Consider the following 26,603-nt stretch of genomic DNA (forward strand, 5'->3'; position numbering starts at 1 on the left):
CTCTCCTATCGGATGGCCACGAGCACGGCCGAGCGGCCCTGCTCGATGTCGAAGCGGGCGCCGGGCAGCGCGGAGACCACGCGCCAACCGGCGCCGAGCGCCCGCATCACCCGGATGCGGAACACGAGGCAGGCCACGATCGCCGCGAGGACGACCAGGACCAGAACCGGCAGGAGTACGAGCACCACGGGGAGCACCGGAACCCAGAAACGGACGGGTCGGCGGGCGGGGCGATTGACCCGGACGGTCACCAGTTGAGGCATCATGAGCGGCCGTCCAGCTCGGCCAGCGCCTGCTGGGCGGTGATCTCACCGCGGCGCAACCGGTCGATGATGTCGACCCGGGACGGCGCGGGATCGGTCTCGACGAAGTCGAGCATCTGCGTGATCCGGTTGAGCCGCGACTTGATCGTCGGATAGCTCACGCCGAAGATGCGTTCCATCTCCTTGATCGAACCGTGGCAGCGCACGAACGCCGTGACGAAGACCTGGTCCTCGACGTTGAGCTGGGCCAGTTGCGGTAGCTCGAACGCGCCCTCGATCGCGACGCCGTTGCTCGCCAGGCGCACGCGCTCGACGACGAACGGCTGGCCTCGCGTCAGGCTGGTGAGTTCCTGCCAGTCCATCGCCTGTTCTGTCATACCTAAAGTTGTATCTTAAGAATCCTGAACTTCCAAGAGTCAAACCTTAATTTTCTCGAGTACGAGGGCACTCTGGCCGGTCTGGCTACGACCACCGCGCGCACTCGGCGGCTGGTCAGTCGGGGTCGGCGCAGAGTTGGGTGGTCAGGGCGGCGCGGGCCCACTCTTCCCACGCCTCCGGTGACCACTCGCGGTCGCGGACGAAGATCAGATAGAGCTGCGGGCTGAGCAGGCCGAACAGTAGGTCGGCCGCCATGTCGACAGAGAGGCCGGGGCGGGCGTCGGGCTTGCCCATGAGGGCTTCGGCCGCTGCGTACTGCACCGTGTAACGCGGATCGGGGCCATCCGTCCACTGTGCGGCGATCTCCGGGTCGGTGGCTGCGGCAGCCGCGATGAGCGGCATGATCGGGGCGACCCGGCCCAGGATCTCGCCGGTGCCGTGCACGTGTGCGCGTAACTGGCCGGCTGCGGTGGGCTCGGCGCACGCGGCGCGAAACCACTCACGGTCCATGGTGGCGACCGGCTCGGTGTCCCCGGCGATGGACGTGTCGACGACGTCCTTGAACAGGGTGCGCTTGTTACGGAAGACGAAGTAGACCGTCTGGACGGCCACCCCCGCACGATCCGCCACCTCCTGCAGACTCGTCGCCCCGTACCCCTGCGCGACGAACAGCTCGCGAGCCGCGTCGATGACCTTCTGGCGGGTGCGGTGCGAGCGCTCGGCTCGCTTGTCCGGCCTCTTGACCGTGTTCATGATGCGAGCCTATCTTCAGAGTATGTCACTAGAGTCAAACTCTAAACTCTTGGAGGAGACGATGACGCAGCCCAACGCCGCCCAGGGGTCGGCCCCCGCCCCGGCCTCCCCGCAGCGGGACCAGGAGGAGGAAGCGGTTCACCGCGCACTGGAGAGCTACTACCGCGCCGGCACGCCGCCATGGGACACCGGCGTGACACCGCCCGAGTTGGTCGACCTGGTGGAGGGGCGCGACGCGCTGCCGCCCGGGCGGGCCCTCGAACTCGGCTGCGGCACGGGGACCAACGCCGTCTACCTCGCGCGGCACGACTGGGAGGTGGCCGCCGTGGATCTGATCGACAGCGCCGTCGACCTGGCCAGGGAGAAGGTCGCGGCGGCGGGAGTGGCGGTACGGGTCCGGCACGGAGACGCCACCCGCCTCGACGAGCTGGACGTGCCGGGCCCCTTCGACCTGTTCTTCGACCTGAGCTGCTACTGCGGAATTCCACTGCATCGCCGCGACGCCTACGCTGCCGGGCTCACCCACCGCGCCGCTCCCGGGGCACTGTTGCTGATGTTCGGGTACGGCCCCGAGCCACTCGACAATCCGACCACCGAGATCGCGTCGTGGGCGGCCGGCGTCACCGCGGACGAAGTCCGCGCCAGGTTCCCCGGCTGGGCACTTGTCGACGTCACACCGGGCACCAACGCGGTGCCGACCTTCTGGTTCACACTGCGCCGCGACGCCTAGCGACCTCCGATCGCGCGGAGCCGCCGTGCGCGGTGTTCCTCCTTCCCGGGCTTGCTGGCACGCCGCGCGGGCGACGGCGTGGACCCGGACGGTCGGGCGGGAGTTGAAACGGCAGGTCGGTGCTCAGCTCGTGGCCCTCCGGCCGAGGAGGAACACTGTCGTGGCGTCGATGACGTCGTCGAAGTGCCCGCCGTCGCCGGGGTAGTGGAATCCGTGCTCGGCGTCCTCATACTCAAGGAGGGCGCACTCGTTGCCGGCGCTCGTCATCGCGTCGCGGAAGCGCCGCGCGCAGTCGATCGGCTCGACCTCGTCGCGGGTGCCGTGGTGGATCTGCGTCGGCGGACTGCCCGGCCGGACCCACCCGATCAGCGAATACTCGATCAGTCTGCCCGCGTCGAGGCCAACCTGCCGTTCCAGGCTGCGCTGCGCGTCCGGCGTGCGGACGCCCAGGTCGAGTCCCGCCGGGTTGAGGGCCACGACGGCCGCGACGCCGGGCTCCGATGCCGCGCGGGACGGCGTCAGGGCCGCAAGCATCGCCAGGTGCGCGCCGGCCGAGCTGCCACCCGAGGCCAGCTGTGACGCTGCCAGCCCGCGCGATGCCGCCAACCGCCCGAACCGCGCGATCGCGCGCCGCACGTCGGCGAGGCAGTCGTCGATGCTTGTCGCGCCGTGACCGAGCAGCCGGTATCCGGCCGACACCGCGAGGATTCCCCGCGACGCCAGTGCCCGGCAGTGCGGCGCGAGCCCGTCGGGTGATCCGCCGCGCAGCGCGCCGCCATGGAACAGGACGATGCCAGCGCGCGGCGGTACGCCGTCGCCCGGCTCGAAGACCAACAGGGGCAGCTCACTACCATCGGCGGTTTGGTACGAGGTCGACGACGTACGACAGGTCCCCGGCATAACGGCATCCGATCTCGACCGCGTGCCCTAGGCGTCCGCGATGGCCTTCAGCGCCGTGTCGAGTGCCTGGTCGGCCGGCACGGGTACGTCGGGGACCACTCCGACGCCCTCCCAGTTGCTCCCGGTGACGCTGTTGATGGTCCGGGCGGTCGGAACGGTCACCAGGATGTGCTCGGTGACCGCGTGGCGGGCCGTCGGATGGGCCCCGCCCCGGGTCGTCTCACCGACGACGACGGCCCGGCCGTGCGCCTGGAGGGTGTACGCGACGTCCTCGCCCCCGGAGAACGTCGTCGCGCTGGTGAGCACGAAGACCGGGCGGTCCAGGTAGCGCGGCGCGGGAAGGTGCGCGGCGGTCCAGAACTGGCGGGTGGCGCCGGTGGAACGCTCGTAGAAGTCGTTGAGGTGCACCTGGTCGTCGCGGAAGAAGTAGCTGCACCACATCGCGGCTCCCTCCGGCGCTCCGCCGGAGCACGCGCGCAGGTCCAGGATGAGCGCCGAGCTGAGCGCGACCAGTTGCATGGCCGCGCCGATCACGCTGGCCCCCTCGTCGGCGTACGCGATGCGCCGCACGTCGATGAGCCCGACCTTGCCGTCCACCTGCTCGACCCGGCGGATGCCCTGGTTCTCCGTCCGGAGTAGCGCGAGGAACGCCGCCTTGCCCCCGTCCTCGTCCGCTGGATCCAGCGACTGTGGCTGGTCCGACCACAGCAGCCGCAGATGCCTGTCCGGGCACGCCTGCTGAAGGTGGGCGGTCACCGTCTCGCAGAGCACCGGCCCGTCCAGGTCGTCGTACTCACCCGCGGCGAGACGACGCCGGATCGTGGCGTCGATGTCCGGGACCTTCGCCGGAAAGACGTACCCGGCCTCGATCCGGTCCAGGGCGCGTCCGATGATCTCTTCGTTTGACAGCACGGCGGGTCACGATAGACCGGACGAAGCCCCAGGGCCATCGAATATCGCGAGGCTCGGCACCGGAACGGCCGGGGTGGGTCGGAGTCAGGCGCGCGGCAGGACGCCCACGAGCTGCGTGATGATCGCGATGCGCAGGGCTGTCTGCGGGTCGATGTGGTAGACCGCGAGCGTCGGCTCGGACTCGTAGACGGCGAGCAGGCTCGGCGGTGGCGTGCTGTAGGCGGAGAACGCGCCGGCGACGATGAGGACCTGAAGACAGAACAGGTCGGCGCGGTCGCCGACCTCGGGCAGGTGCCGGCGGATGAGATCGGCCATCGCCGTGAGGTTGGCCAGCGAGGCTCGCTTGTGCCGGCGGGCCGCCTCGATCGAGACGTTGTGTTCGAGCACCCCGCCCTGCGCGCCGAAGAGATCACAGAGCACCGTCTCGGTGGCCAGCGACCGGCTGAGCACGTCGGCCACCTGCTCGGCCCGCTCCGACGCGGATGGTTTCGGCTCGACGCCCCGGGCCAACTCCTGGTCCAGCTTGGCCAGCCAGGTGGTCGTCCGGTCGTCGAGGAGGTCGAGCAGCACCGCCTCGCGGGACTCGAAATAGCGCAGCACCGCCGTCTTGGCCAGGCCGACCCGCCGGCTCAGCTCGTTGAGGGTCACGTCGGCCACCGGCATCTCGTCGAGCATCGCCGAGGTCGTCTCCAGGATCGCCTGGCGACGGGCCGCGCGCTGCTCCTCGCTGCGCGCCCGCTGGAACGTCATGCGCCAACCCTAACTTAGGTACCGCCGGTCTCTTGACAGCGTACCGGCGGTACATTAACGTTTCGAGCATAACTTACCGGCGGTACCTTAGGAGCCCGAGATGAACTGGACCGAGCAGCAGATTCCGCGCCAGGACGGCCGGGTGGCCGTGGTCACCGGCGCCAACACCGGCCTGGGCTTCGAGACCGCCCGGCTCCTCGCCGAACGTGGGGCTTCGGTCGTGCTGGCCGTACGCGACACCGAGAAGGGCAAGCGCGCCGCCGCCCGGATGAACGGCGACGTCTCCGTACGGGAACTGGATCTGACCTCGCTGGAGTCGGTGCGCGCCGCCGCGGCCGGGTTGCGCGCCACCCACCCGCGGATCGACCTGCTCATCAACAACGCCGGCGTCATGTACACGCCGAAGCAGACCACCCGCGACGGCTTCGAGATGCAGTTCGGCACCAACCACCTGGGTCACTTCGCGTTCACCGGCCTGCTGCTCGACCTGCTGCTGCCGGTGCCCGGCTCCCGGGTGGTCACGGTCAGCAGCGTCGGCCACCGGATCCGTGCCGCGATCCACTTCGACGACCTGCAGTGGGAGCGGTCGTATGGCCGGGTCGCCGCGTACGGCCAGTCGAAGCTCGCCAACCTGATGTTCACCTACGAGTTGCAGCGCCGGCTCGCCCCCCACGGCACCACCGTCGCGGTGGCCGCACACCCCGGTGTCTCCGACACCGAACTGGTCCGCAACTCCCCGGCGCTCGTCCGCGCGCCGATCACCCTGCTCGCCCCGGTGGTCACCCAGCCCGCTGCGGCAGGCGCGCTGCCCACCCTGCGCGCCGCGACCGACCCGTCCGTCCTCGGCGGGCAGTACTACGGCCCCGACGGCCTGGGCGAGACGCGCGGCCACCCGAAGCTGGTCACGTCCAGCCCGGAGTCCTACGACCTGACCGTGCAGCAGCGCCTGTGGGCCGTCTCGGAAGACCTCACCGGCGTGCGGTTCCCGGTCGGCCAGGCGGCCGCCGCAGCGTGACCGTGGGAACGAGGCAGGTGATCCGGTAGCGGCGGCGCCGCTACCGGACACCGTCTCCTACCGGGCCTGGTGGCGCGAGGTCGAGCGCGCCAGCCCCGCGACCGTTCTCCGCACGAGGTCAGCGGGTTCCGCCGCTCAGCCCACGGCCGATCTGCCAGGAGGCGGCGGGCCAGGCCGTGATGAAACCAGCGATCAGCCCGATCTGCCCGGCGAACCAGAACGTGGGGCTGTCGGGCCGCAGGGCCGGCTCCGGAGAGACCATGTGGTGCGCCAACGTCAGCCACACGAACAGCGCCACCTCGAACGCGGTGATGGTCACCAGTTCCACCTTCACGACGGTCGCCAACGCGCGCCAGACCTCCGCGAGACCGCGCCGCGGGCTCTCGAAGAGCCGGAAGAGAACAGCGATCGTCACCGCCATCAGATAGTCGCCCGCGTAGCCGATCCACAGCGCGCTCCGGGGAAGATCGAATCCGTACAGGGCGACCTCGGCGACGACGAAGCCGAGGGCGCAGTGCGCGCCACAACGGGACACCTGGGTCACGATGATGCCCCGGTGAGGTCGATCCGTCCGCGGCGACGGCGCGAGCGCCTCGGGCCGGCCCCAGTTCCAGTAGAGGCGGACGGCTGCCGGACCGACGTAGAGGACGGTCACCAGCCAGACGATCTCCATGACCCGCACCGGCTGACGGTGCCCGTAGAGGTACGTGTCGACGAGGACGACCGCGAAGCTGGCGACACCGACCGCGAGTGAGACCCAGGAGAGCGTCGGGAGCCAGGTCGGTTGCATCCTCGCCCCCTTCCTCCGGGCCGCCTGGTGCGTGGCGCGGCCGAACCTAGCTGGCGAAGTCGACGGCGGCGAGCGTGGCGCAGCGGTGCGTGGCGAGGCGTTCGGCCTGCGCGGTGATGGCGTCGCGCGTGCCGGCGGACAGTTTGCGCCAGGGCTGGACCGCCACCGTGAACGATCGGCCGGACTTGCGGGGCCGCCAGGTGCCGACGATCTCGCCGTCGACCAGCACCGCGCCCGGGCGGCCCAGCACCGGCCACAACTCCTTCGCGTGGGCGGCGTCGGGCGCGAGTGTCGTCCGGTCCTTCGCCTGTAGGAACAGGTCGAACGGGCCGAGCAGGCGGGTCGCGCTCACCTCGGCCGACGTCAGCGCCGCCTCGTCGGCGGCCAGCAGCGAGCGCGATTCGCCGTCGACCGTCACGTCGACCACGTCGTCGGGCCAGCGTGCCTTCACGTCCTTGACCGGCGCGTCGAGATAGTCGGCGACCTGCTTCGCAGTAGCGGGGCCGAGCAGCCGAAGGTACGCGCGGACGAGGTCGAACCGGTCGCCCGGTGCGGACGCCTTGCGGAAGCCGGTGATGCGCCGCAGGACCGGAGGTGAGGTGTCGAGCTGCAACTCTAGACCGGCCCGCGCGGCGGCCAGCCGGAAGGGCATCTCGTACAGGTGGGTGGCGTCGCACGGCCGGCAGAACCGCAGGTACGGCTCGGGCAGCATGGTCGCCAGGCGGCCGGAGACGTCGCCCTTGACCGTTGGCGCGGTGACGATCGCCCGCATGCCGGCGGCCACCTCGTCGAGGGCGGCGAGGTTGCCGATGCCGGCGGCCTTCAACGGCTTCGACGCGTCGTAGATGCGCTTGCCCGCGTCGGCGTCGGAGAACGGCTCGACCGCGGCCACCACCTGCCCGACGTCGGCGCGGCGATAGAGGTGCGGAGCGCCCCGTACCGTCCACAGCAGGACCACGTCGGCGTCGGACAGCGCGGTCACGTCGACGCCACGGACGGCCAGGGCCCAGCGGGCGCCGTCCGGCCCGGTGTTCTGCACACCGATGTCCAGGACGGCGGTGTCGGCCAGCGAGCCCTCGTCCCGGTCCAGCTGCTGCGCCCGTACGCGGTAGGCCACCACCTGACGCCGGTCAACCATGAACGCACCCTAGCCGCGAGCGGTCAGTCAGCGGCGACCATCGGGCGGTGGACGCCGAGAAACTAGAGTTGGTGGGGTGCGGATCCGGATCGAGGGCAGTGACCTGCCGGGCCGGCGCGCGGGCGCGGAGGCCGACGCGCTGCGGCTCGGCAACGTACACGTCGGCATCCAGCGCAGAACCGAGGTGATCGATCGCGTACGGGTCGACGCGGCACGGGCGGTCTGGAACGTAGCGGTGTCCAGCCGGGAGATCGACGGGGTGCTGGACGTCGGCGGGCCGTTCGTGCATGGACGACCCGGAGGGCGTTTTCTCTACCTGAGCTGGGGCACGGTGATCGATGACGGGTTCGCGATGTTCCGGCGGGCGAAGCTGATGTTCACCGACATCCCGACCGACCTGCTGCGCGCCGTGCACGAGAGCGGGGGGTTGCTGGTGAGCAGACTGGGACTGACGGACGCGGCCGGCGGGCCGGTATGCGCCCGGGTCCACCCACCCGCCATCGGCTGGACGCTGGAATAGTCCCGGCCGCCCGTACCGGACGGGCGACCGGGAAACAAGCCGTCAGGCCACCAGGGAGACCCGTCCGTTGTCCAGGTCGTAGCGGGCGCCGACGACCCGCAGCGCGCCCTGACGCACCTTCTCGGCGATGATCGGGCTGCGCGCCGACAGGGCCCGAACCTGGGCGGCGATGTTGGCGCGGACGGCGTTCTCCACCGGGTCGCCCGGCTGGCTCAGCACCGGCTCGACCACCGGGCGGAGGCTGTCGACGATGGTGCCGATGTGTCCGGGAGCGGTGCCGCCGGTGTGGATGGCGTCGATGGTGGCCGTGATCGCGCCGCAGCGTTCGTGCCCGAGGACGACGATCAGCAGGCTGCCGAACTCCTCCACGGCGAACTCGACGCTGCCCAGCAGCAGGTCGTCGACGATGTTGCCGGCCACCCGGTTGTCGAACAGGTCACCGAGCCCCTGGTCGAACAGCACCTCGGGTGCGACCCGGGAGTCGGCGCAGCCGACCGTGATGGCGAACGGGTGCTGGCCGGCGGCGAGGCGGTGCAGGTCGTCGAGGCCCTGGTGCGGGTGCCGACCGTGACCGCTGGTGAAGCGGTGGTTGCCGGCGAGCAGCCGACGCAGCGCCTCGGCCGGCGTGGCAACGGTGTCGTCGGCCGGCGGCGCGGCGGCGCTCGCCGCGGACGGGCCGGCGACGGCCGCGCCGAGCGCGACGGCCGTCGCGCCGCCGGCGGCCAGCAGGGAACGGCGAGACAGAGGGGTACGAGGCACAGTGATCTCCCGAGAGTGAGGCGGTTGCCTTCTTCCTACCAGGCGATCATCCACAGTGGTCCGCCGACGCCCCGGCCACCCGGTCGCGCGCGGCGGCCGGGGGACCGGGGATCGGTGGGTCAGCGGTGCTCGCTGTCGAGGGCGGCGACCTCGCGCACGGCCTGGGCGACGGCCGCGAAGTCCTTCTTGAGGATCGCGCCGTGGTTGCTGGCGACCTTCGCGTGGACTCGGATGTTCGGGTTACGCGCGGTCACCCCGTCGAGGCTGGCGCGAATGCGCTCCTGCTCGTCTCCCTTGCTGCCGAGGGACGTTCCCGAGGCGACCACGTACCGCACCGGGACGGTGATGTCGTCCAGCACCGGACCCAGTTCGCGTTCCCGGGAGAGCCGGCCCAGCTCGATGTTGCTCTCCGCCTGCTGGGCGGCGCTCATACGCGGGGTCAGGCCGGTCGGCCGCAGCAGCGGCGTGAACCAGCCCAGGCGCCGGAACAGCTTGCGGATCCGCTGCTCCATGGCGTCGTCGAGCCAGTCGTGCGGGAACGCGCCGTCGACCAGCACCGCGCCGATCGTGCGGTCCGGGTTGCGGTGGGCCCAGTGGGCGCCGACGACGGCCCCGTACGACCAGCCGACGAGCACCGCCCGCTGGACGCCTCGGGCGGCGAGAACGGCGTCGACGTCCCGGACGGCCGCCTCGAAGGAGTAGTCCGCCGAGCGACCCGACTTTCTGCCGCGGGCCCGCTCGTCGTAGGTGATGTGCCGCCATCGGGTGCCCAGGTCGGTGATGACGTTCCGCCAGTACCCCTGGGTGGCGAACTGGCCATTGAGGAAGACCACGGGGACGCCCGCACCGCCGGTGTCGGTGACGGCCAGGGCGGTGTCGTCGACCGGCACCAGGCCGGTCCACGGCGAGCTGGTCGAGGAGGGAGTGTTCGTCGTCATTGTCGTACTCCTTGAGGGGGTTGGGGTTCAGAGGCTGCGGGCGGTGATGTCGCCGAGCGAGGTGGTGGCGTGGATGTCGAGGTCGGCGCTGCCGTGGTTGACCAGGGCGTTGCTGATGCGCCCGTGGCCGGTGCCGGCGTCCAGGGCGGCCGAGACGCCGCTGGCGGCGGCGACCGAGATGTCGCCGGACTGGGTACGCAGCACGAGCCGACCTCGCGTTGCCTGCGCGACGCGGATGTCGCCCCGCGTGGTGCTGATCTCGGCGGGGCCGTTGAGCCGACCGACCTCGACGGTGCCGTCGACGGCGGTGAGGCGCATGCTCGCCGCCTCGTCGACCTTGATGTGGCGGTACGCGCCGTCGACGGTGACGTCACCGAGGCGTCCGACGCCGCGCAGCTCGGCGCTGGCAGCCCGGACCTCGACGCGGGAGTCGGCGGGCAGTTGGACGGTGACCTCCACCGAGCCGGCGGGGCCCAGGAGCTGGTTGTCGGGGGACGCGGTCGTGACCCGCAGGACGCCGTCGGCGTACGCGATGGTGGTCTGCTCGGCGGCCCGGGTGTCGCGGCTGCGGCCGGCGTCGGCGGGCCGGACCTCGACGGTGGTGTCCGCGCGGTCGGCGGCGATGACCTGGACGCGCCCGGCGGGGATGTCCAGGACGGCGGCGATGGGGGCGGGGGTGGCGAAGCTCTGCACGGCGTTCTCCGATGCTCTCTCCGGTGTTTCTGACATTGGAAACGCTACGTTGCTTTCTAGACAGTGGCAACAGTGTTATTGCGTAGACACAAAGTAACACCAGCTCAGAGCGTTGTAAACGTTGCAACAGATCTGTCACTAAAGCAACGGCCGGTGTTACCGCCATTGCAATCAACTGGTGGTGAACGCTATGGTGGCAATGCCGTTGAGGACGACCACCGAGGAGATCACCGTGCCGGGAGGCAGACTCACCCAGCAGGACCGTCAGCAGATCGCGTCCGGGCTGGCCGACAGCCTCCCGTACGCCGAGATCGCTCGACGCCTCGACCGTCCGACCTCGACCGTCACCCGCGAGGTGCTGCGCAACGGCGGCCCGAACGCCTACCGGGCCGACCTCGCCCACCGCGCCACCGAACGCCGCGCCCGCCGTCGCGTGCCGTCCGCCACCCGGACCGCCGAGGCGATCCCGCAGCCGCACGGCCGCGATGCCGAGGCCGTCGCCGAGTACGAGGAGGTGTTCACCACCGTCCTCATGGCGACGGGTCTGAACAAGATGGGGGCCCGGGTACTGACCTGCCTGTTCACCACCGACACGGGCAGCCTCACCGCGGCGGAGCTGGCCCAGCGTCTGCACGTCAGCCCGGCGTCCATCTCCAAGGCCATCAGCTTCCTGGAGAGTCAGAGTCTCGTACGCCGCGAGCGCGACGAGCGCCGCCGCGACCGCTACGTCATCGACACCGAACTCTTCTACCAGGCGACGATGGCCAGCGCCCGCGCCAACGACCAACTCATCGCGACAGCACGTGAGGGCGTCGCCGTCCTCGGCCCCGGCACCCCGGCCGCCGCCCGCCTGGAGAACATCGCCCGCTTCCTCGACTTCATCAGCGAGAGCATCACGCGCGCCGCCGAACAGGCCCGTGCCGTCCTGCACACGCGCTAGTTCCGGTCCGGGCGGTGCCGGGCGTACGCGTCGACGCGCCCCCAGCGTCCGGGAATGTCCAGCAGCGCGATCCGGTCGAAGGCGGACGGCAGCGCGGGATTCACGGCCAGGTGTTCCTCGTGCGGGTCGAGGCCGAGCAGAGTGCGCAGCAGCAGCATCGGCGCACCGCTGGACCACGCCTGCGGGCTGCCGGCGGTGGGATACCGGACCGGGTACCGGGTGGTGCTGCGGTCGAAGCCCCCGAACGCCTCGGGCAGCCGCCCCTGGAAGTAGGTCGCGGCCGACAGGATGCCCTCGGCGATGCGGCCCGCCTCGCTCAGGAACCCGTAACGGCGCAGGCCCCACGCGATGAACGAGTTGTCGAACGGCCAGACGGTGCCGTTGTGGTAGCCGAGCGGGTTGTAGCGGCTCTGCCCGGAGGCGAAGGTCCGCACGCCCCAGCCGGAGAAGAGCGCCGGACCCATCAGGTGCTCGACGACCCGCGCGGCCCGGTCGGGCGCCACGATGCCACTCCACAGCAGGTGGCCGATGTTCGAGGAGAGGCTGTCCACGGGAGTGCCGTCGTGGTCGAGCGCGAGGGCGTAGTAGCCGCGGTCCTCGAGCCAGAAGTCCCGGTTGAAGCGCTCGTACAACGCCGCCGCCTCGCGTTCCAGCCGCTCGGCGTAGGCCGGGTCGCCCCAGAACGTACGCGCGAGCCGGGCCCCGCGAAGCTTGGCGTCGTAGGCGTACCCCTGGACCTCACACGTCGCCCTCGGGAACCCCGGCAACCGGCCGTCGGCGTAGGAGATGCTGTCCCAGGAGTCCTTCCAACACTGGTTGTCCAGGCCGGTGGCCCGGTTGCGCCGCTGGTACCAGACGTAGCCGGTCGACGTCAGGTCCGCGTACGCGTCGATCCAGTCCAGGGCCGCGCGAGCCTCCTGCTCCAACTCCATCACCAAGCCGGTGTCGCCGCTCCACCGCTCGTACTCGTCGAGCAGCACCACGAACAGGGGCGACGCGTCGACGGTGCCGTAGTAGGGGGAGTGCGGCTGCTCCTCGAACGCGGCCGACTCCCCGTAGCGCAGCTCGTGCAGGATCCGGCCGGGATCCTCCTCCAGCACGTCGTCGGTCCGGGCGCCCTGGAGCGAGGCGAGGATCCGCAGTGTCGGCGGGGCCAGCGACGGCGTGACGGGCAGGGTCTGTAGGCAGGTCAGCAGGCTGTCGCGGCCGAACAGGGTCATGAACCAGGGGAGCCCGGCCGCGGGTACGGCAGCTCCGCTGAGCGACAGGGGCGCGAAGCGCAGCGCCGCGAGGTCCACCAGGCTGCGGTGGTAGACCTGTTGGAGGGTGGCGCTCTCGGTGTCCAACGTCGGCGCCTGCGCCACCCACTCGCGCACGCTGTCCGGCAGCGTCGACTCGTGCGGGCGTAGGGCACGCAGGGCGTTGCGCAGGTCGACGCCGTCCGGTCGCAGCGCCCGCATGGCCACCTGCAACCGGGTGTCCCACTGCTCGCCGGGGCGCAGCCGCACCGCGTACCGCAGGCCGCGCGCGTCGATGGTGGCCGACTCACTGGTCGACACGACGACCTCGCGCCGGTACGTCCCACGCCGATAGCCCACCCGCAGCTCGTTCGGCTCGACGTTGGTGTAATAGCTGCCCGCCTTGTCCTGGATGTCGAACTTGATCTCGAAGATGTCGGCGAAGTCGGCCTCCACCTCCAGCCGTACGTCGAGGTCGACCACTCCCTGGCCGTAGTTGAAGATCGTCAGCGTCTCGCTCAGGTCCGGGCCGATCCGCCGCCGCCGGATCGCGGACACGTCCGCCTCCACGTAGTCGACGGCCCCGCCCGGCACCACGAAGAACGTGACCTCGTAGTACTGGCTGTCGTCCACCGACAGGGCGGCCAACCGCTCGCCGTTCACGGTGAGCACCCAGCGGGACAGATAGCGCGTGTCGTTGGCGAACAGCCCCACCGGCGTTGCGGGCGACGACTCCACGTCTCCACTGGCGTCCGACACGATGAAGGTGTTGCCGTCGATGCACGACACCGTGCCCGGGATGTCCCTCACGGCGCGCTGGTCGCCGTCGGCTGGTCGGCTCCCGCGCCACCATCGGCCTCCCGGGGAAACAGTCGCCCGATGCGCAACGCCAGGGCGAGGTCGCCGTCGACCAGGATCTCGCCGCGCTCGATCGCCGCCAGCCCGTTCACCTCGCCGCGCGCCATCGACTCCGCCACCTGCGCCGGCACCCTGATGACGGTGTCGGCCGGGTCTCCGCTCTGCGACACCTGTAGCTTGCCGTGGTCGATGACCAGGAGCCACTGCTCCAGGGCGTCCCCGTCGGCGATGTCGAAGCGCACGCTTCCGCACACCTTGCTGAACCGCGGATCCTTGCACGCGGCGGCCAGCCGCTCGAAGAAGTCGCTGGTCGCCGTCGTCATCCCACCTCCCGGCCCGAGAAAGAGCGGACGACGGCTACCCGCTGCGGCCCGTTGCTAACGCCCGGCCGACGGAAATGAGCTGTCGGCGTGGCAGGCGTACCGCTCAGAATGTCCGCCGTGGCGAAGGAACAGGTGCTGGCGAAGGTGGCGGCGGATCTGGAGCGCGGGCACGTGCACCCCGCGATGCAACGCCTGGCGAGCCTGACCGCCGCGTACCCCGACGACCTGGAGGTGCGGGCGCGGCGTGCCGCGCTCTACCGGCAGGTGGGCAACGTGACCGAGGCGGGGCGGTGGGGCTTCCTCGACGAGGACACCGACGCGCGGGAGGTCACCGCGTTCGAGGGGGCCTACGGGAACGCCTGGCGGCGTCTGCGGGCGTTGCGGGTGACCGTCGACCCCAGCGTCAGACTCGGGCCGGTGGCGGGCGCGCGCTTCGCCCGACTGCTGGAGCAGGCCGGCCGGTACGGGCCCGTCACCTGGACCGATGACGGGCCACGTCCCGAGGAGCCGAGTTCGTGGCGGGACGGCTTGGGCTGCCTGGTGGCGGCGGTGATCGCCCTGGTGCTGGTGGCGTTGTGCGTGGTCGGTCTGGTCACCGTGCTCCGGTGGGTGTTCTAGCCGAGGTCGAAGTCGACCACGACCGGCGTGTGCCGGACCCGCAGCGGGGTCGCGGCGTCGAAACCGGCGGCGTCGCGGTGCCACACCGGTTGGGTGTACGCGCAGTCGCAGCGCAGCCGCACCCGCTGGCCGGGGAGTAGCCGCAGGGCGTAGCCGTCGCCCACGTCCGCCACGCCGGCGAGGTCCCCGGTCGCCGCGTCGAAGGCGAGCACCTGGGCGTAGGTGAGCAGCTCGTCGACGCGTACCGCCCCGCCGACCGGGGTGCCGGCGGGTAGCGCCTGGTCGAGGGTCGCCGTCCGCGCGGCGCGGACCCGTACTCCTCGCGCCTGCGCCCGGCTGCCCACCCCGCCGGACCAGACGCTGGCGTACCCGCCCGCGGCGAACTGCACCGGCCACTCGTACGGCCCGAGGCCCGTGATCGTGTAGCGGCCGTTCTCATCGGTCGTGGGCCCGTGGTCGCCGTACTTGGGGTCCGGCACGTACGGCACCACCATCACCAGCGCTCGCGGGACCGGGGCGCCGGTCGCCGCGTCGGTCACCACTCCGACGACCGAGCCGGGCGGATCGAGCCGGATGTCCGGCGCGCTGGTCACCGCGCCGGCCCGGACCCGAATGACGGACGCGCGCTCGCGCTCGCCGGTGCCGCCGTGCCGGCCGACCCACTGCCAGCCGTGCCGGGTCGTGTCGTAGGGCCGCACGAGCAACCGGTACTCCCCGGGGGCGACGTCACCGGTCACCAGGCTGCCCTGCTCGTCGGCGCAGCCGCCGTACCGGCCGAGCTGGTCCTCTCCGAGGGTGACTGCCGCGAGCGCCGCGGCGTCGACGGGCACGAGCGCGGCGCAGGCGCGGGGGACCGGCACGCCGGTGGCCGCGTCACGCACGACGGCGCGGACGCCGCCGGGCGCGGGCGCGGACTCGGCGGTACGCGCCAGAGCCGGCGCGGCGGCCTCCACGACGAGCAACGCGACGGCGATGGTGGTGGTCAGTTTGCGCAGGAGTGTAGGGCTCACAGGCGTGCTCCTCGCGGCGACGGAACGGGGGGTGAGCCGACCGTAACCGTTCGTGCTTGATCTAAATCGGTCAATGTCGCGATCCTGACTGAAGGGCGGCGGGCATACTGCGGATCCCCGTGTTCTGCCCGAAGCGGGCGCATGTCGCACAAATAGCGCATAGCGTCACCAGAGCGGACACCGCTGCCCGACCGGCCGGCGGCGACGTGCCTACCGGAAGGGACCCGACATGAGCCGTGTCGAGACCGTGCTCCTGCCGGAGCTGGAAAGGCCGGTGTCGCCGGCCCTGCCGAGGTTCCTGGGCCTGCTGAGCCTGGCCCTGGGCGTGAGCGCGCTGGCCGCGCCCCGGCCGCTCGCCCGACTGACCGGGGTGGACGACTCCCCGGCGGCGCAGGCGGTCATCGGGGCGGTCGGCGCTCGCGAACTGACGCACGCCGTGGGCCTGCTCGCCGGTCGCCGCCCGGTCGGTTGGGCGTGGACCCGGGTCGCTAGTGACGCCCTCGACCTGACCCTGCTGGGCCGGGCCATGGCCGACCGGCGGGGTGAGCGACGCCGTCGCCTGGCCCTGACCACGGCCGCGATCGCGGGCATCACCGCCCTGGACGTCGCCGCCGCCATCGCCGCGGCCCGCGCCCGGCGGGCGCGGGCGCGGATGATCCGGATGGAGATCGCGGTGACGGTCAACCGGTCGCCCGCCGAGGCGTACCGGTTCTGGCGTGACATGGAGAATTTGCCCCGGTTCATGGCGCACCTGGAGTCGGTACGCGCCGACGACCTGCGGCTCTCGCACTGGGTCGCCCGTGGTCCGGCCAGCCGCCGCGTCGAGTGGGACGCCGAGATCATCGACGATCAGCCGAACAGGTCGATCACCTGGCGGTCGCTGCCCGGCAGTCGGGTGGCGAACGCCGGTCGGGTCGCGTTCGTGCCCGCTCCGGGCGACCGCGGCACCGAGGTCCGGGTGCAACTGCGCTACGCGCCACCGGCGGGCGCGCTCGGCCGGGCCGTGGCGAAGCTCTTCGGCGAGGAGCCCGAGCAGCAGGTCCGCGACGACCTGCGCCGGTTCAAGCAGGTGCTGGAGGCCGGCGAGGTGGTCCGCTCCGAGGGCAGCCCGAACGGCATCTCCGTACGCCAGCAGGCGATGCAGCGGCCCGCGCAGCCGCTGCCGGCGTCCCGTCGCTGACCACCGGATCCGAAGGGACCGCGACATGAAGGCCACCGCCTGGATGGGCACCGACACCGTCAAGGTGATCGACGTACCCGATCCGACGATCATGAACGCCCGGGACGCCATCGTGCGGGTCAGCACCACCGCGATCTGCGGCTCCGACCTGCACCTCTACCACGGCTACATCCCCGCGATGCGCAAGGGCGACATCCTCGGCCACGAGTTCATGGGCGAGGTGGTGGAGGTCGGGCCGCAGGTCCGCAACCTCAAGCCCGGCGACCGGGTGGTGGTGCCGTTCCCGATCGCCTGCGGGCACTGCTCCTCCTGTCAGCGTGGCCTCTACTCGGTGTGCGAGAACTCCAACCCCAACGCCGGCATCGCCGAGAAGGTCATGGGTCACTCGCCGGCCGGCATCTTCGGCTACTCCCACCTGCTCGGCGGGTACGCGGGCGGCCAGGCCGAGTACGCGCGGGTGCCGTTCGCCGACGTCGGCCCGCTCAAGGTGCCCGACGAGATCCCCGACGACCAGGCCGTCCTGCTCGCCGACGTCTTCCCGACCGGCTATATGGGCGCCGAGATGTGCGACATCAAGCCCGGACAGGTCATCGCGATCTGGGGCGCGGGACCGGTGGGGCTGCTCGCGGCGGCCAGCGCCCGGCTGCTCGGCGCGGAGCGGGTGATCGTCATCGACCGGTTCCCGTACCGGCTGCGGCTCGCCGCCGAGCACGCCGACGCCGAGACGATCAACTACGAGGACGTCGACGTGCTGGACGCCCTCAACGAGATGACCGCCGGTCGGGGGCCTGACGCGTGCATCGACGCGGTCGGCCTGGAGGGGCACCACGGCAACTCCGCGATGTACGCGTACGACCGCGCCAAGCAGGCGGCGCGGACCGAGACGGAACGGCCGTTCGCGTTGCGGGAGGCGATCCTGGCCTGCCGGTCCGGGGGAGTGGTGTCGGTCGTCGGCGCGTACGGCGGCTTCGTCGACAAGTTCCCGATGGGCGCGTTCATGAACCGGTCACTGATCATGCGGACCGGCCAGTGCCATGTGCAGCGCTACACCCGCCCCCTGCTGGAACGCATCCAACGCGGCGAGATCGACCCCAGCTTCATCGTCAGCCACCGCATGCCGCTGCGCGACGCCCCCAAGGGCTACAAGATCTTCCAGAAGAAGCAGGACGACTGCACCAAGGTGCTCCTCAAGATCTAACCCCTCCCGCCCGGCTCCCCGCGATCTTGCACTTTCGGTGGCGAAAAAGGGTGCGTATTACCCCAAATCGGCAACCGAAAGTGCAAGATCGGCGCGGGAGGGGTGGGGACGCGCGCGGGAGGGGGGTGTGTTTGTGGTCCGTGGGCTCGGGAACGCGGATTGTTCGTTCCGGAGACGGGAGGGAGCGGGTCATGGAGTACGAGCAGATGATCGCGACCGTACGACAGCGCGGAGGGCTCGGGGAGAACGAGGCCGTGCGCTCGGTGCAGGCCGTCCTGTCGGTGCTCGGTGAACGGCTCGCCGGACAGGAGGCCGACAACCTGGCGGCACAGTTGCCCGATCGGCTGAACGATTCTGTCACCCGAAACCCGCAGGGACGCCGGTGGGACGTCGAGGAGTTCCTGAAGAAGGTCGGCGACCGTGAGCAGGTGTCGAACGGGGACCAAGTGCGTCAACACGCCCAGGTGGTGCTGAACACCGTTGCCGAGGCGCTCGACGACGACGACCGGCACGACCTGCTGGCGCAGTTGCCCGGCGGCATCACCGACCTCTTCGGTGTCCCCACCCCACGCGGCTGAGCGCGGTCACGCTCTCAACGGGCGCGGACCCCGGCCTCCACGGTCAGGGTCCCCGCCTCGGCGTCGATCGTCGCGTGCGCGCCGAGCGGGACGGTGAGCTGACCGTTGCCGTGCCCCAGGCGTAGTCCGCCCAGGACGGGCACGCCCAGGTCGTACAGGCGGTCCTTGAGCACCGCCGCCGCGTCCCACTGGTCGGCGCCGCCGACGCTGTTGGTGATCTGACCGACGACCACCCCGGCGACCCGGGACAGCACGCCCACCCGGCGCAGTTCGGTCACCATCCGGTCGATGCTGTACGGAGCCTCGTCCACGTCCTCGAAGAACAGGATCGCGTCGTCGAACCGCGGAGTGTCCGCCGCGCCGAGCGACGTGGAGAGCATCGTCAGGGTCCCGCCGAGCAGCGGACCCGACGCCCGCCCCGGCACCACCACCGGGGCGGTCGTCTCGGCCGGGTCCCGGGTGATCGTGACGGGCGCGGTGGTCATCACCGCGCTCCGCAGCGCCTCTGCCGACTCGGGGCCGGTGCGGCTGTCGCTCCAGTTGACCATCGGCCCGTAGAACGTGACCAACCCGGTCTCGCGCCAGAGCCTGCCGTGGATGCTGGTGATGTCGCTGAAGCCCACGACCACCCGGGGGTCGCGGCGCAGGCCGGACAGGTCGATCTCGTCGACGATCCGCTGCGTGCCGTAACCGCCACGGGCGGCGAAGACGGCACGTACGCCGGGGTCGTTGAGCGCGGCGTTCAGGTCCGCCAGTCGCTGCGCGTCGGTGCCGGCCAGGTAGCCGTACTTCGCGTAGACATGCTCGCCCAGCTCCACCTCCAGACCCCAGCTCCGCAGGATCTCGATGCCGCGCGCCATGTTTGTCGGGTTGGGAGTGCCTCCGGGAGAGACGACCCGGACCCGGTCCCCGGGCGCCAGCGCCGGCGCCCGCAGCGCCCGCCGCGCCTTCGGCTCGGGCGCGCTGTGCGCGGATGCGGCGTCGGCATGGCCGGCGAGCACCACTGTGCCGGCGGCCGCCGTTCCCATGCCCAGCATGCGACGACGCGACAGGGCCAGCCGAGCGGATGTGCGGGTCGGGACGGGATCCGCGCCGGAACCGGCCACAGTTGCCTCCATCGTCATCGACGTGCGACGTTCGAGCCGCTACAGCCTATGACGATGGTCGATCTAATGGGGGGTCCACAAAGGACAGGCGATCGTCAGGGAATCGGCCACTCGTGCACCGGCCGGTTGCTGTGCATCAGCTCCACGTAGTGCCGCACCACCTCGCGCAGCGCCTCCGGCCGGTCCAGGTGATCGGCGGACTCCAACCGGTGCAGCGTCGCCACCTGCCAGGTCGCGCCGTTGCGGTTGGTCAGGCAGCGCTGCTCGATGACACCCAGCAGGCGGTCCCGCTCGGTCGGGTCGAGGCCCCACCGGTCCAGGCCGTGGTGCGCCATCGGCAGCAGCCGGCGCAGCACCAGCTCGGTGACCGGCAGGTAGCCGAGGCCGGGCCAGAAGACCTGCGCGTCGATGCCGTGCCGGGCACAACTGGTGAAGTTCTCCTCGGCGGCGCTGAACGACATCTGCGACCACAGGGGCCGGTCCGACTCGGCCAGGGCGCGGACCAGTCCGAAGTAGAACGCGCCGTTGGCGATGGTGTCCAGCACGGTCGGCCCGGCCGGCAGCACCCGGTTCTCCACGCGCAGGTGCGGCCGGCCGCGCGACACGTCGTACACCGGACGGTTCCAGCGGTAGATCGTGCCGTTGTGCAGCCGCAGCTCGGCGAGGTTCGGCACCTCGCCGGCCGCCAGGGTCTGCGCCGGATCCTGCGGGTCGCACACCGGCAGCAGCGCCGGGAAGTAGCGGACGTTCTCCTCGAACAGGTCGAAGACGCTGGTGATCCAGCGTTCGCCGAACCAGACTCTGGGGCGTACCCCCTGGGCTTTTATCTCTTCCGGCCGGGTGTCGGTGGCCTGCTGGAACAACGGGATGCGGGTCTCGCGCCACAGCTCCCGACCGAACAGCAGCGGCGCGTTCGCCCCGAGGGCCACCTGGATGCCGGCGACCACCTGGGCGGCATTCCAGTAGTCGGCGAACTGCGCCGGGCTGACCTGGAGGTGGAACTGGGTGCTGGTGCAGGCCGCCTCCGGGGTGATCGTGTCGGCGGTGACCGCCAGGCGCTCCACCCCGGAGATGGCGATCGGCAGGTCCTCGCCCCGCGCCGCGAAGATCTGCTCGTTGAGCAGCTTGTAGCGCGGGTTGGCCGACAGCGTCTCGGCGGTGAGGTGCTCGGGACGCAACGTCGGCAGGATGCCGATCATGACCATGTGCGCGCCGACCGTGCGGGCCTTCTCCTCAGCGGCGTTGAGGCTGGCCCGCACGTCCTGCTCGAAGTCGAGGGTCCCGGTGCCGGTCAGCCGGCGCGGCGGCACGTTGATCTCGATGTTGAACTGGCCCAGCTCCGTCTGGAAGCTCGGATCCTCGATGGCCGCCAACACGTCGGCGTTGCGCATGGCCGGATTCGACGCCTCGTCCACGAGGTTCAGCTCGATCTCCAGCCCCGTCATCGGCCGGTCGATGTCGAACCGCGACTCCCGCAGCATCTCGGCGAAGACATCCAGGCAGTTCCGCACCTTTTCCCGGTAGCGGGCCCGATCCTCCCGACTGAAGGTCCGTACGCCGACATCCTCGCCCATGGTCACCGCCCTGTCACCGCTGGTTCCCCCTAACCTCGCACGCGGCCGTGCGGGCGGGGAAGACCCGAGGGTTCTTTCCTACCCAGTGGCGGGCCCCGTGACCCCTGTCGCACGCTCTGTGGTCGGCGAGGGCGCGAACGGCCGGCGCCGCTAACATTGCCGGATGCGCGAGAAGGTGACCCGGCTGTTCGTCGCGGCGGCGATCGCCGAGGCCTGCTCCTGGCTGGCCCTGCTGGCCGGGATGGCCGTCAAGTACGGTCCGCCCGACAATGAGCTGGGCGTCAAGGTCTTCGGTCCGATCCACGGCGGCCTGTTCATCGCGTACGGGTTGCTGGTGCTCGCGGTGGCGCGGCTGCGCCGCTGGAGCCTGCCGGTGACCCTCGTGGCGCTGGCGTGCGCCGTGCCGCCGTTCGCCACCGTGATCTTCGAACGCTGGGCACGCCGCCGGGGCATGCTCGGCGGCGACCGGCAGCCGACCCGCGAGCCCGCCCCGGTCGGCTGACCGGCCCCGGCCGAACGCTCAGGTCAGCGCGGAACAGGCCACGACGCCGGCCAACAGCAGAGCGCCGATCATCGCCTGCAACAGCAGCGGCGGCCCCAGGTGTGACCAGAGCGTCGCGGTACGCGGGGTGAGCAGCTGCCCGGTGGTCAGGTTGACGATCCGCTCGATCCGGGGTGGCAGCTCGGGGTCGCGCTGCGGGCGCAGGGTGAGCTGCACCTGGTCGGCCGGGTGCAGGGCGCTCTGCGGCAGGTGCCCGTGCAGCTCGACCTCGCAGAGCTGACCGGCGGTGTTCCGCAGGCGCACCGGGGTGACCAGGTACTCCGGGCCCTGCTTCAGCTCCTTCCAGCGCCGGCGGGCGCCACCGCCGCCGAAGGAGAACAGCGCGCGCAGCAGCAGGGCCGGCAGCCGGGCGAACGCGGCCGCGGCGAGCACGGCGACCAGCACCGGTTGGCCGACGCGTATCTCGCGGGTGTAGCCGTCGAGCAGGCGGATCAGCCGCCCGGTGACGATCCGCTCCGTCGGGTGCACGATCCGCCGGGTATCGAGTCCGCTGTCCATGTCCACCACCGAGAGTCCGCTTGTGTTCACTGATCGTATCGATGTCCCCGGTTGAACGACGTGAATGAAACCTGGTCACGGGCTCACGCCCGCGAGGTGACATCCCGGGCGACGGGGGTAAGCGGGAGGTCGAGCTGGAAAGGGGTCGAGCATGCAGCTGTCCTTCCTGCGCCCGCTCTACGACCGACCCGGGCCGTGGTGCTCGGTGTACCTGGACGCCTCCGCCGACACCGAGGACGCCCACCCGGCGCTGGACCTGCGCTGGCGCGCCCTGGAACGCCGCCTGGCCGAACAGGGGGCGGACGAGGCGAGCGTCGCCGCGCTGGACCGGGTGATCCGGGGCCACGACCCGATGGTCGGGGACTACGGACTGGCGGTCTTCGCCAGCCACGGTCGGGTGGCGCTCTCGGAGTACCTGTCCGCGCCGCCGCTGCGCGACCTGGCGAGTTTCGGGCCGTTGCCGCACGTCATGCCGCTGCTCGCCCAGCGCGGCGAACAGGTGGCGTGGGTCCGGGTGGTCGCCGACCGGACCGGGGGCGACGCCGTCGCGGTCAGCGCGGGCGGCGTACCCCGGCGGGCGCACGTGGCCGGCCGGGAGAGCTTCCCGCTGCGTCGGGTCCAGCCCGGCGGGTGGTCGCAGTCGCGCTACCAGCGGGCCGCCATGGAGGCGTGGCATCAGAACGCCGGCGACGTCACCGCCGCGACCGTGGAGCTGGCCGACCGCGTCGGCGCGGACGTCGTGGTGGTGGCCGGTGACGTCCGGGCCACCGGGATGATCGCCGCGCAGATGCCGGCGCGCTGGCAGGACCTGGTCGTCCGTACCGACGCGGGCTCGCGGGCCGGCGGCGCCGACCAGAGCATGCTGGACGACCTCACGGTGCAGACCATCGCCGAGGTCGCCGACCAGCGGATCACCGCCGCGCTGGACAAGTTCGGCGTGCAGGAGGACGTCGGCGCGGGACTCGACGCGGTCGTGTCGGCCCTGCAACGCAACCAGGTCGACACGATGCTCATCGTCGACGACCCGTCCGCCAACGGCGAGCTGTGGATCGGCCCCGAGCCCACCGAGATCGCCGTCGACCCGTCCCAGTTGAGCGCGATGTCGGTCGGCGACCCGCAGCGGGTCCGCGCCGACGCGGCGCTGGTCCGGGCCCTGGTGGGCACCGACGCGGCGTTGACGGTGCTCGGCGCGGACGAGGCGCCGCAGCTCACCGACGGCGTCGGCGCGGTCCTGCGCTACGTGGACGAAGGCACCCCGGGACGCGGCAATGGCTGAGCGCCGGGTCGCGGACCTGGTGGTCGAGCGGATGCGGGCCTGGCGGGTACCGCGCGCCTTCGGTTACCCCGGAGCGGCGATTGCCCCGCTGGTCGAGGCGCTGGAGGACGCCGGGGGCGACCCGGCGTTCATCCCGGCCCGGCACGAGGAGACCGCCTCGTTCATGGCCACCGGGCACGCCAAGTTCACCGGCGGCATCGGGGTCTGCCTCGCCACTCAGGGACCGAGCGCGGTGCAACTGCTCAACGGCCTGTACGACGCCAAGCTCGACAGCAAGCCGGTCGTGGCGATCGTCGGTGAGGACGTCACCGGGCCGCTGGGCGGCGCGCACCAGCAGATCGGGTTGAGCCGGCTCTTCGGCGACGTGTGCAACCAGTTCGTCCGGTACGGCCGCAGCCCGGCGTCCGTACCCGCGCTGCTGGACCAGGCGTTCCGCACCGCGGCGGCGACGCGGAGCCCGACGTGCGTGGTGCTGCCCCGGCACCTGCAGGAGGCCCTGGTGCCGGACCTGGGGACGCACGCGGTGGGCGTGATCACGGCGACCCCCGGTGAGCCGCTGGCCCGGGTGCTGCCGCACGAGGTGGACCTCGACGCCGCCGCGCAGGTGCTCGGCAACGGCCAGCGCACGGCGATCCTGGTGGGCCAGGGGGGCCGGGGCGCCGCCGCCGAGATCGTCGAGCTGGCCGACCGCCTCGGCGCCGGGGTGGCGACGTCGCTGCTGGGCAAGCCGATCCTGGACGAGCGCCTGCCCTTTCACGCCGGAGTGCTCGGGGAGGTCGGCACACCGGCTGCGGCCGAGCTGATGGGCGGCTGTGACACGCTGCTGCTGGTCGGCACGAACGACCCGTGGACCGACTACTTCCCGATGCCCGACCAGGCCCGCACGGTGCAGATCGACATCGACGGCACCCGCATCGGCAGCCGCTACCCGGCCGACGTCCCGCTGGTCGGTGACGCCACCGAGACGCTGCGGGCACTGCTGGAGCGGGTGCCCGCCCGGCCGCACCAACAGTGGCGCGCGACGGTGGAGAGCACCGTCGACCGCTGGCGGGCGACCGCCGCCGACCGGGCCGCCGCGCCGGCCGAACCGATCAACCCGCAGCTCGTCCTCCAGGAACTGTCCACGCGGGTGCCGCACGCCGGGTCGGTGGCGGTCGACGTCGGCTCGGTCCTCTACTGGTACGCCCGGCACCTCGTCCTGCCGCCCGGGGTGAACGCGCAACTCTGCGGCACCCTCGGTTCGATGGGCTGCGCCCTGCCGTACGCGGTGGCCGCCAAGCTCGCGGCCCCGGACGCGCCGGTGATCGCGCTGCTCGGCGACGGGGCCATGCAACTCAACGGCCTCGCCGAGATGATCACGGTGTCGCACCACTGGCAGGACTGGGCCGACCCGCGGTTGGTGGTGCTCGTGCTCAACAACCGCGACCACAACGGCATGGGCGGTGGACGCGAGTCGTCCGGGGACCCGATGGGCCGCCGCCCCGACGTCCCGTACGCGGGCTGGGCCCGGCTGCTCGGGCTGCACGGCGTCCGGGTGGACCGTCCGGAGCTGGTCGGCGCTGCCTGGGACGAGGCGCTCGCCGCGGACCGGCCCTGCGTCCTGGAGGCGGTCGTCGACGCGACGGTCTCCTTGGCGCCCCCGGAACCGGCCTTCGCCGACCTGCGTGGCCTGTACGACGAGGGGGAACCGGCCCGGCGAGTCCGCGAGCAGGTGGAGCAGGCCGTGGCCGTCGAGGATCTCGTTTAGGCGCACCCGACCAGGGCATCAGTAGCGGCCCGACGACCCTGGAGGTCCCATGCCGGAACCCGCCGACCGCCGTTATGGTCCCGCGCCCCTGCCGCAGCCGCGCGGCCCGCTGTCGGCGGCGGTGACCGACGCGCTTCGCCGCGCGCCGTACGACCTGCCGGCGTACCTCGGCGTCGACCTCGACCCCGCGGACCCGATGGCCGACGAGGACCTGCAACTGACCCTGTTCCTCTGCTACGAGCTGCACTACCGGGGCTGGCAGGGCGTCGACGAGGGCTGGGAGTGGCAGCCCACGCTGCTGGCCCTGCGGGCCCGGGCCGAACGCCCCTTCGAGGCGGCGCTGCGCCGGCTGGCCGGCGTACCGGCGATGCCCGCTGGCCGCCACGCGGCGGAGCTGCCGGGCCGGGTCGCGGCCGGGCTGGCCGAGCTGGTCGCGGCCGATGACGGGCCGTCGCTGGCCGCGGCGCTCCAACGGCGTGCCGACCTCACCCAATTCCGCGAGTTCGTCGCCCACCGCTCGGTCTACCACCTGCGCGAGGCGGACCCGCACAGCTGGGCGTTGCCGCGCCTGGGCGGTCCTGCCAAGGCCGCCCTCGTGGAGATCCAGGCTGACGAGTACGGCAACGGGCGGTTGGACCGGATGCACGCCGAGCTGTTCCGGCGCACCCTCGAACGGCTGGGTCTGGACATCCGCTACGGCGCTCACCTGGACGTGGTGCCCGCCGTGACCCTGGCGACAAACAACCTGATGTCCCTGTTCGGGCTGCACCGACGGCTGCGCGGGGCGCTGCTCGGGCACCTGGCGGCCTTCGAGATGACCTCGTCCCTGCCGAACCGCCGCTACGGCAACGGGCTGCGCCGCCTCGGTTTCGACGAGGTGGCGACCCGCTTCTACGACGAGCACGTGGAGGCGGACGCCGTGCACGAGCAGATCGCCGCGCACGACCTGTGCGGCGGCCTGGTCCGGACCGAGCCGGCGCTCGCCCCGGACGTGCTCTTCGGCGCAGCGGCGGCGCTCGCGGTGGACCGGCTCTTCGCGGCGCACCTGCTCGACAGTTGGGCGGCCGGCCGCAGCTCGCTGCGGTCACCCGCCCCGCCGACCCCGCCGCCGACCGTCCCGCTCGTCGGGTCGACCCCGGTGACTCCGGCGGCCTCGGGGGGCGCGCGGGAACAGATCGCGCTCGTCTGATCCGAAGGTCCGCCGCAGCCGCCGGACCGTTGGCTGTGCCGGCGGGTCCGCCCGGTCCACCGTCGCCTTGGCCCCGGACCGTTGGCTGTGCCGGCGGGTCCGCCCGGTCCACCGTCGCCTTGGCCCCGGACCGTTGGCTGTGCCGGCGGGTCCGCCCGGTCCACCGTCG

Annotated in this window: 29 protein-coding genes; 12 read left to right on the forward strand and 17 right to left on the reverse strand. The window is 71.8% G+C overall.

The window, feature by feature from the left end:
• Positions 1–5: 5 nt before the first annotated feature.
• From ABZ272_RS25240 to ABZ272_RS25250, 3 genes are all read right to left on the reverse strand, one after another.
• Complete coding sequence (locus ABZ272_RS25240) at positions 6–266, reverse strand: hypothetical protein (RefSeq protein WP_355052390.1); 261 nt, start codon at positions 264–266, stop codon at positions 6–8.
• The gene (locus tag ABZ272_RS25245) at positions 263–640 is read right to left on the reverse strand and encodes a DUF2089 domain-containing protein (protein ID WP_355052391.1); all 378 of its coding nucleotides are present in this window, start codon (positions 638–640) and stop codon (positions 263–265) included. Before ABZ272_RS25245 ends, ABZ272_RS25240 begins: the two co-directional genes overlap by 4 nt.
• 115 nt (positions 641–755) lie before the next feature.
• Entirely contained in the window at positions 756–1,394 is a 639-nt protein-coding gene (locus ABZ272_RS25250; RefSeq protein ID WP_355052392.1) for a helix-turn-helix domain-containing protein, read from the reverse strand.
• Positions 1,395–1,455: 61 nt separating this feature from the next.
• Between ABZ272_RS25250 and ABZ272_RS25255 the strand changes: the two genes are divergently transcribed.
• A complete protein-coding gene (locus tag ABZ272_RS25255) occupies positions 1,456–2,124 on the forward strand; it encodes a class I SAM-dependent methyltransferase (protein ID WP_355052393.1) in 669 nt (222 codons plus the stop codon).
• 123 nt (positions 2,125–2,247) lie between these two features.
• On the opposite strand, the gene ABZ272_RS25260 is transcribed toward ABZ272_RS25255, so the two are convergent.
• The 3 genes from ABZ272_RS25260 to ABZ272_RS25270 all read right to left on the reverse strand — a co-directional run bounded on the left by ABZ272_RS25260 (position 2,248) and on the right by ABZ272_RS25270 (position 4,686).
• Positions 2,248–2,958 carry an alpha/beta hydrolase gene (locus ABZ272_RS25260; protein ID WP_355052394.1) on the reverse strand — a complete coding sequence of 237 codons (711 nt, stop codon included), beginning with the start codon at positions 2,956–2,958 and terminating at the stop codon, positions 2,248–2,250.
• Between the two features lie 93 nt (positions 2,959–3,051).
• Positions 3,052–3,936: a S41 family peptidase gene (locus ABZ272_RS25265; RefSeq protein WP_355052395.1), complete on the reverse strand. Its 885-nt coding sequence runs from the start codon at positions 3,934–3,936 to the stop codon at positions 3,052–3,054.
• Between the two features lie 84 nt (positions 3,937–4,020).
• Complete coding sequence (locus tag ABZ272_RS25270; protein ID WP_355052396.1) at positions 4,021–4,686, reverse strand: TetR family transcriptional regulator; 666 nt, start codon at positions 4,684–4,686, stop codon at positions 4,021–4,023.
• Between the two features lie 100 nt (positions 4,687–4,786).
• Between ABZ272_RS25270 and ABZ272_RS25275 the strand changes: the two genes are divergently transcribed.
• Positions 4,787–5,701 carry an SDR family NAD(P)-dependent oxidoreductase gene (locus tag ABZ272_RS25275; protein WP_355052397.1) on the forward strand — a complete coding sequence of 305 codons (915 nt, stop codon included), beginning with the start codon at positions 4,787–4,789 and terminating at the stop codon, positions 5,699–5,701.
• Positions 5,702–5,819: 118 nt separating this feature from the next.
• Here the strand turns inward: ABZ272_RS25275 and ABZ272_RS25280 are convergent, their stop codons facing one another.
• Both ABZ272_RS25280 and ABZ272_RS25285 read right to left on the reverse strand, forming a co-directional pair.
• Entirely contained in the window at positions 5,820–6,491 is a 672-nt protein-coding gene (locus ABZ272_RS25280; protein ID WP_355052398.1) for a DUF4396 domain-containing protein, read from the reverse strand.
• Positions 6,492–6,537: 46 nt separating this feature from the next.
• Positions 6,538–7,629 carry a winged helix DNA-binding domain-containing protein gene (locus ABZ272_RS25285; RefSeq protein WP_355052399.1) on the reverse strand — a complete coding sequence of 364 codons (1,092 nt, stop codon included), beginning with the start codon at positions 7,627–7,629 and terminating at the stop codon, positions 6,538–6,540.
• Between the two features lie 76 nt (positions 7,630–7,705).
• On the opposite strand from ABZ272_RS25285, the gene ABZ272_RS25290 reads away from it, so the two are divergent.
• A complete protein-coding gene (locus ABZ272_RS25290) occupies positions 7,706–8,149 on the forward strand; it encodes a DUF5990 family protein (protein ID WP_355052400.1) in 444 nt (147 codons plus the stop codon).
• 42 nt (positions 8,150–8,191) lie between these two features.
• Here ABZ272_RS25290 and ABZ272_RS25295 read toward each other — a convergent pair whose 3' ends face one another.
• The 3 genes from ABZ272_RS25295 to ABZ272_RS25305 form a co-directional block, all read right to left on the reverse strand.
• Entirely contained in the window at positions 8,192–8,908 is a 717-nt protein-coding gene (locus ABZ272_RS25295) for a carbonic anhydrase (RefSeq protein ID WP_355052401.1), read from the reverse strand.
• A 119-nt stretch (positions 8,909–9,027) separates the two neighbouring features.
• Complete coding sequence (locus ABZ272_RS25300) at positions 9,028–9,846, reverse strand: alpha/beta fold hydrolase (protein ID WP_355052402.1); 819 nt, start codon at positions 9,844–9,846, stop codon at positions 9,028–9,030.
• A 27-nt stretch (positions 9,847–9,873) separates the two neighbouring features.
• A complete protein-coding gene (locus ABZ272_RS25305) occupies positions 9,874–10,575 on the reverse strand; it encodes a DUF4097 family beta strand repeat-containing protein (protein ID WP_355052403.1) in 702 nt (233 codons plus the stop codon).
• Positions 10,576–10,771: 196 nt separating this feature from the next.
• Between ABZ272_RS25305 and ABZ272_RS25310 the strand changes: the two genes are divergently transcribed.
• On the forward strand, positions 10,772–11,479 hold the full coding sequence (locus ABZ272_RS25310) for a helix-turn-helix domain-containing protein (RefSeq protein WP_355052404.1): 708 nt from the start codon (positions 10,772–10,774) through the stop codon (positions 11,477–11,479).
• Here the strand turns inward: ABZ272_RS25310 and ABZ272_RS25315 are convergent.
• Both ABZ272_RS25315 and ABZ272_RS25320 read right to left on the reverse strand, forming a co-directional pair.
• Positions 11,476–13,518, reverse strand: coding sequence for a glycogen debranching N-terminal domain-containing protein (locus ABZ272_RS25315; RefSeq protein WP_355052474.1), 2,043 nt, complete (start codon positions 13,516–13,518; stop codon positions 11,476–11,478). The two genes, ABZ272_RS25310 and ABZ272_RS25315, sit on opposite strands and share 4 nt — an antisense overlap.
• A 5-nt stretch (positions 13,519–13,523) precedes the next feature.
• Positions 13,524–13,898, reverse strand: coding sequence for an SCP2 sterol-binding domain-containing protein (locus ABZ272_RS25320; protein WP_355052405.1), 375 nt, complete (start codon positions 13,896–13,898; stop codon positions 13,524–13,526).
• Between the two features lie 117 nt (positions 13,899–14,015).
• Between ABZ272_RS25320 and ABZ272_RS25325 the strand changes: the two genes are divergently transcribed.
• Positions 14,016–14,516, forward strand: a complete 501-nt coding sequence (locus ABZ272_RS25325) for a DUF6584 family protein (protein ID WP_355052406.1) — start codon at positions 14,016–14,018, stop codon at positions 14,514–14,516.
• Here the strand turns inward: ABZ272_RS25325 and ABZ272_RS25330 are convergent.
• Positions 14,513–15,526 carry a carboxypeptidase regulatory-like domain-containing protein gene (locus ABZ272_RS25330; protein ID WP_355052407.1) on the reverse strand — a complete coding sequence of 338 codons (1,014 nt, stop codon included), beginning with the start codon at positions 15,524–15,526 and terminating at the stop codon, positions 14,513–14,515. The genes ABZ272_RS25325 and ABZ272_RS25330 overlap by 4 nt on opposite strands.
• 229 nt (positions 15,527–15,755) lie before the next feature.
• Here ABZ272_RS25330 and ABZ272_RS25335 point away from each other — a divergent pair, with 229 nt between their 5' ends.
• The 3 genes from ABZ272_RS25335 (at position 15,756) to ABZ272_RS25345 (ending at position 18,482) form a co-directional block, all read left to right on the forward strand.
• Positions 15,756–16,706 carry an SRPBCC family protein gene (locus ABZ272_RS25335; protein ID WP_355052408.1) on the forward strand — a complete coding sequence of 317 codons (951 nt, stop codon included), beginning with the start codon at positions 15,756–15,758 and terminating at the stop codon, positions 16,704–16,706.
• Positions 16,707–16,731: 25 nt separating this feature from the next.
• Positions 16,732–17,904, forward strand: a complete 1,173-nt coding sequence (locus tag ABZ272_RS25340) for a zinc-dependent alcohol dehydrogenase (protein ID WP_355052409.1) — start codon at positions 16,732–16,734, stop codon at positions 17,902–17,904.
• Between the two features lie 191 nt (positions 17,905–18,095).
• Positions 18,096–18,482 (forward strand): DUF2267 domain-containing protein, encoded by a 387-nt coding sequence (locus ABZ272_RS25345; protein ID WP_355052410.1) that lies wholly within the window; start codon positions 18,096–18,098, stop codon positions 18,480–18,482.
• Positions 18,483–18,496: 14 nt separating this feature from the next.
• On the opposite strand, the gene ABZ272_RS25350 is transcribed toward ABZ272_RS25345, so the two are convergent.
• Both ABZ272_RS25350 and ABZ272_RS25355 read right to left on the reverse strand, forming a co-directional pair.
• Positions 18,497–19,519, reverse strand: coding sequence for an LD-carboxypeptidase (locus ABZ272_RS25350; protein WP_355052411.1), 1,023 nt, complete (start codon positions 19,517–19,519; stop codon positions 18,497–18,499).
• A gap of 164 nt (positions 19,520–19,683) precedes the next feature.
• Complete coding sequence (locus ABZ272_RS25355; RefSeq protein WP_355052412.1) at positions 19,684–21,162, reverse strand: glutamate--cysteine ligase; 1,479 nt, start codon at positions 21,160–21,162, stop codon at positions 19,684–19,686.
• A gap of 163 nt (positions 21,163–21,325) precedes the next feature.
• On the opposite strand from ABZ272_RS25355, the gene ABZ272_RS25360 reads away from it, so the two are divergent.
• On the forward strand, positions 21,326–21,664 hold the full coding sequence (locus ABZ272_RS25360; RefSeq protein WP_355052413.1) for a DUF3817 domain-containing protein: 339 nt from the start codon (positions 21,326–21,328) through the stop codon (positions 21,662–21,664).
• A gap of 18 nt (positions 21,665–21,682) precedes the next feature.
• Here ABZ272_RS25360 and ABZ272_RS25365 read toward each other — a convergent pair whose 3' ends face one another.
• Positions 21,683–22,231, reverse strand: a complete 549-nt coding sequence (locus ABZ272_RS25365) for a hypothetical protein (protein ID WP_355052475.1) — start codon at positions 22,229–22,231, stop codon at positions 21,683–21,685.
• Positions 22,232–22,373: 142 nt separating this feature from the next.
• Between ABZ272_RS25365 and ABZ272_RS25370 the strand changes: the two genes are divergently transcribed.
• The 3 genes from ABZ272_RS25370 to ABZ272_RS25380 are packed head-to-tail and all read left to right on the forward strand — an operon-like array spanning position 22,374 to position 26,434.
• Positions 22,374–23,498: a Vms1/Ankzf1 family peptidyl-tRNA hydrolase gene (locus tag ABZ272_RS25370; RefSeq protein ID WP_355052414.1), complete on the forward strand. Its 1,125-nt coding sequence runs from the start codon at positions 22,374–22,376 to the stop codon at positions 23,496–23,498.
• Complete coding sequence (locus ABZ272_RS25375; RefSeq protein ID WP_355052415.1) at positions 23,491–25,245, forward strand: thiamine pyrophosphate-binding protein; 1,755 nt, start codon at positions 23,491–23,493, stop codon at positions 25,243–25,245. The genes ABZ272_RS25370 and ABZ272_RS25375 overlap by 8 nt, the downstream gene beginning before the upstream one ends.
• A gap of 49 nt (positions 25,246–25,294) precedes the next feature.
• Entirely contained in the window at positions 25,295–26,434 is a 1,140-nt protein-coding gene (locus ABZ272_RS25380; protein ID WP_355052416.1) for an iron-containing redox enzyme family protein, read from the forward strand.
• The last annotated feature ends 169 nt before the right edge of the window (positions 26,435–26,603 follow it).

The sequence above is a fragment of the Micromonospora sp. NPDC005979 genome (assembly GCF_040614415.1).
GTDB lineage: Bacteria > Actinomycetota > Actinomycetes > Mycobacteriales > Micromonosporaceae > Micromonospora.

Coding starts and splice junctions, on each gene's coding strand:
- ABZ272_RS25255 (WP_355052393.1), top strand. CDS start 1,456: ATGACGCAGCCCAACGCCGCCCAGGGGTCGGCCCCCGCCCCGGCCTCC.
- ABZ272_RS25335 (WP_355052408.1), top strand. CDS start 15,756: ATGAGCCGTGTCGAGACCGTGCTCCTGCCGGAGCTGGAAAGGCCGGTG.
- ABZ272_RS25300 (WP_355052402.1), bottom strand. CDS start 9,846: ATGACGACGAACACTCCCTCCTCGACCAGCTCGCCGTGGACCGGCCTG.
- ABZ272_RS25350 (WP_355052411.1), bottom strand. CDS start 19,519: ATGCTGGGCATGGGAACGGCGGCCGCCGGCACAGTGGTGCTCGCCGGC.
- ABZ272_RS25360 (WP_355052413.1), top strand. CDS start 21,326: ATGCGCGAGAAGGTGACCCGGCTGTTCGTCGCGGCGGCGATCGCCGAG.
- ABZ272_RS25280 (WP_355052398.1), bottom strand. CDS start 6,491: ATGCAACCGACCTGGCTCCCGACGCTCTCCTGGGTCTCACTCGCGGTC.
- ABZ272_RS25275 (WP_355052397.1), top strand. CDS start 4,787: ATGAACTGGACCGAGCAGCAGATTCCGCGCCAGGACGGCCGGGTGGCC.
- ABZ272_RS25250 (WP_355052392.1), bottom strand. CDS start 1,394: ATGAACACGGTCAAGAGGCCGGACAAGCGAGCCGAGCGCTCGCACCGC.
- ABZ272_RS25320 (WP_355052405.1), bottom strand. CDS start 13,898: ATGACGACGGCGACCAGCGACTTCTTCGAGCGGCTGGCCGCCGCGTGC.
- ABZ272_RS25340 (WP_355052409.1), top strand. CDS start 16,732: ATGAAGGCCACCGCCTGGATGGGCACCGACACCGTCAAGGTGATCGAC.
- ABZ272_RS25285 (WP_355052399.1), bottom strand. CDS start 7,629: ATGGTTGACCGGCGTCAGGTGGTGGCCTACCGCGTACGGGCGCAGCAG.
- ABZ272_RS25270 (WP_355052396.1), bottom strand. CDS start 4,686: ATGACGTTCCAGCGGGCGCGCAGCGAGGAGCAGCGCGCGGCCCGTCGC.
- ABZ272_RS25355 (WP_355052412.1), bottom strand. CDS start 21,162: ATGGGCGAGGATGTCGGCGTACGGACCTTCAGTCGGGAGGATCGGGCC.
- ABZ272_RS25305 (WP_355052403.1), bottom strand. CDS start 10,575: ATGTCAGAAACACCGGAGAGAGCATCGGAGAACGCCGTGCAGAGCTTC.
- ABZ272_RS25345 (WP_355052410.1), top strand. CDS start 18,096: ATGGAGTACGAGCAGATGATCGCGACCGTACGACAGCGCGGAGGGCTC.
- ABZ272_RS25370 (WP_355052414.1), top strand. CDS start 22,374: ATGCAGCTGTCCTTCCTGCGCCCGCTCTACGACCGACCCGGGCCGTGG.
- ABZ272_RS25375 (WP_355052415.1), top strand. CDS start 23,491: ATGGCTGAGCGCCGGGTCGCGGACCTGGTGGTCGAGCGGATGCGGGCC.
- ABZ272_RS25245 (WP_355052391.1), bottom strand. CDS start 640: ATGACAGAACAGGCGATGGACTGGCAGGAACTCACCAGCCTGACGCGA.
- ABZ272_RS25380 (WP_355052416.1), top strand. CDS start 25,295: ATGCCGGAACCCGCCGACCGCCGTTATGGTCCCGCGCCCCTGCCGCAG.
- ABZ272_RS25240 (WP_355052390.1), bottom strand. CDS start 266: ATGATGCCTCAACTGGTGACCGTCCGGGTCAATCGCCCCGCCCGCCGA.